The following is a 2,792-nucleotide window of genomic DNA, read 5'->3' as shown; positions in this document are numbered from 1 at the left end:
GTAGCGGACCGATCGGGGTCGCGTCCCCCGCGCCGGCGAACGGGTTCCACACGTAGATGGTGGAGGCGTAGACGGCCTCCGCATTAGGTTGGCCCGCCACCGGCTCCTGTTGCACGCGCAGCTCCACGTGGAAGTCGCTGTGCTGCCCGAGCAGGACACGCGGCGTGGTGCCGGGCTGCGTCGCGACCTGCTCGCCCCGGTGGAACAGCACGACACGGGTGGGCGACGAGACCGTCCCGCCCGCGGTCTCCAGGAACAGGTAGCCGAGTTCACCGCACAGGTTCCCGCTCTGCCCGACCGTCCACCCGACCCCGGGGAACGGCCCGGGGGTCTGCGCGGCGATCCGCTGCACGTCCACCGAACACCCGGCGGGCGGAGGCATGAGGGAGTCGGTGTTGACCGCGGATGCAGCGGGCGCCCAGGACGCGAGCAGGCCGGCGGTCAGGGCCGTGGCGGTCAGGGCCCTGATGTTCGGTGTTCTGACGTTCGGTTTTCTGACGTTCGGTGTGCTGACGGTTCCGGGCATCGAGATCGCCTCTCCGATCGAGTACACCCCATGGTGACACGGGTCACACCGGAGAACCACCGTGAGTGGTGACCGGGCGCCCCCCGACCCCTCGGTACGGTGGGACCACCCGGCGGCGCACCCCTCACGCCGCCCGATGAGGAGAGTGCCGTGACCGGTCGATACGCCCCTGGACACACTCTGGATCAGGCCGTCGCTCTCGAACGCGGCGGCGATAACCTGGTCCGGGGCCGCACGGTCGACGCGTGGGCCAACATGGTCGGGCCGTTCGGCGGGACGACCGCGGCGACGATGCTGCAGGCGATCCTGCAGCACCCGGAGCGACACGGTGACCCGCTGGCTCTGACGTTGAACTACGCGGGCCCGGTGGCCGAGGGCGAGTTCGAGATCGAGGTGCTTCCGACCCGCACCAACCGCTCCAACCAGCACTGGTGGCTCGAGATGCGCCAGGGCGATCAGGTGGTCACCACCGCCACGGCGATCACCGCGCTTCGCCGCGAGACGTGGTCGGAGACCGAGGTCGGCCCGCCCGGGGTCCCCGCACCCGAGGACCTGACCCCGGCCGCGGCGGACCGTGGGGTCAAGTGGGTGGACAACTACGACATGCGGTTCGTGACGGGGGCGTGGCAGTCGGTCGAGGACGGACAGACGAGCCCGGATTCGACGACGACGATGTGGATCCGCGACACCCCGCCCCGCCCCCTCGACCACGTCGCGCTCACCGCGATGTGTGATTCGTTCTTCCCCAGGTCGTTCCTCCGGCTCGGCCGGCCGATCCCCGCGGGAACGGTCACGCTGACGATCCACTACCTGGCCACCACGGACGAGATCGCGGCCCAGGGCACGGACTTCATCCTGGGCAGCGTCCACGCCCACCGGTTCCACGGCAACTACCACGATGAATCGGCGAGACTGTGGGGCCGCGACGGCACCCTGCTCGCCACCAGCCACCAACTCATGTACTTCAAGTCCTGAGTACCGCGGGCCGGAGGAGGACCCAGCACATGTCGACCACTCGGAACCACACCACCCACGAGGTCCTCAACCAGGCGCCGCCGCGCGTGGACGTGGACGAGTACGCGCTCAATCCCGCACTCCGGGAGGCCGTGGGAGTCTTCGCGCCCGGCGCGGTCACCGACCGATTCCACGAGATCGGCCGACACGTGGGCACCGGGCAGTACCAGCACGACGCGGAGCTGGCCAACACCCTGCCGCCGGTGCACCGCGCCCACGACCGGTGGGGCAACCGGGTGGACGAGATCGAGTTCCACCCCTCCTATCACCGGATCATGGAGTACTCGGTGTCCCGCGGGGTGCACACCTCCGCCTGGGCGGACCCGGGGCCCGGCGCCACCGTGGAGCGGGCCACCGGCTTCATGCTGGTGTCGCAGATCGAGGCCGGGCACGGGTGCCCGCTGTCCATGACGCACGCCGTGGTGCCGTCCCTGCGGTTGAGCCCGGAGCTGGCCGCGGAATGGGAGCCGGCGCTGATGTCCAGGGTCTACGACCCCGAGCTGCGCGACCCCGCCACCAAGTCGGGGGTGTTGTTCGGGATGGCCATGACCGAGAAGCAGGGCGGGTCGGACGTCCGGGCCAACACCACCACGGCCACCCCGGTCGGGGACGGCCTGCACGTGCTGCGCGGCCACAAGTGGTTCTGCTCGGCCCCACAGTCGGACGCCTTCCTGGTGCTGGCGCAGGCACCGGAGGGACTGAGCTGCTTCCTCGTCCCCCGCGTCCTCCCGGGCGGCGAGCGCAACCCCTTCCTGGTCCAACGCCTCAAGGACAAGCTGGGCAACAAGTCCAACGCCTCGTCCGAGGTGGAGTTCGACGGCACCCTGGGCTGGATGGTCGGCGATCCCGGCCGTGGGGTGCGCACGATCATCGAGATGGTCGGGCGCACCCGCCTGGACTGCGTCCTGGGCGCCACGGCCGGAATGCGCCAGGGCGTGGCCGAGGCCGCGTGGCACGCACGACACCGGGCGGCGTTCGGGGCGACCCTGGTGGACCAGCCGGCCATGGCCGCCGTTCTGGCGGACCTCCAACTCGAGGCGGAGGCCGCCACCTGGACGGCGACCCGCCTGGCAGCGGCCTATGACGACGACGAGTCCGCCGCGTACCGGAGGCTGGCCACCGCGGTCGCCAAGTACTGGACGTGCAAGCGCGGACCCAACCACGCCTACGAGTCGCTGGAATGCCTGGGCGGCAACGGCTACACCGAGGCGTTCCCGCTGGCCCGCCGCTACCGCGAGCAGCCGGTGCTGGC

3 protein-coding genes are annotated in these 2,792 nt (G+C 70.9%); 2 read left to right on the top strand and 1 reads right to left on the bottom strand.

Annotated elements, in window-relative coordinates:
• Positions 1–526: hypothetical protein (locus G6028_RS11220; protein ID WP_194306972.1), on the bottom strand; the 526-nt coding region annotated here is incomplete at its 3' end.
• Positions 527–676: 150 nt separating this feature from the next.
• Here G6028_RS11220 and G6028_RS11215 point away from each other — a divergent pair.
• The gene (locus G6028_RS11215; protein ID WP_182658889.1) at positions 677–1,501 is read left to right on the top strand and encodes an acyl-CoA thioesterase domain-containing protein; all 825 of its coding nucleotides are present in this window, start codon (positions 677–679) and stop codon (positions 1,499–1,501) included.
• A 29-nt stretch (positions 1,502–1,530) separates the two neighbouring features.
• Positions 1,531–2,792: acyl-CoA dehydrogenase family protein (locus G6028_RS11210; RefSeq protein ID WP_182658888.1), on the top strand; the 1,262-nt coding region annotated here is incomplete at its 3' end.

The organism is Dietzia cercidiphylli (genome assembly GCF_014145145.1).
Lineage (GTDB): Bacteria > Actinomycetota > Actinomycetes > Mycobacteriales > Mycobacteriaceae > Dietzia > Dietzia natronolimnaea.
This window is presented reverse-complemented; position numbering and strand designations above follow the sequence as displayed.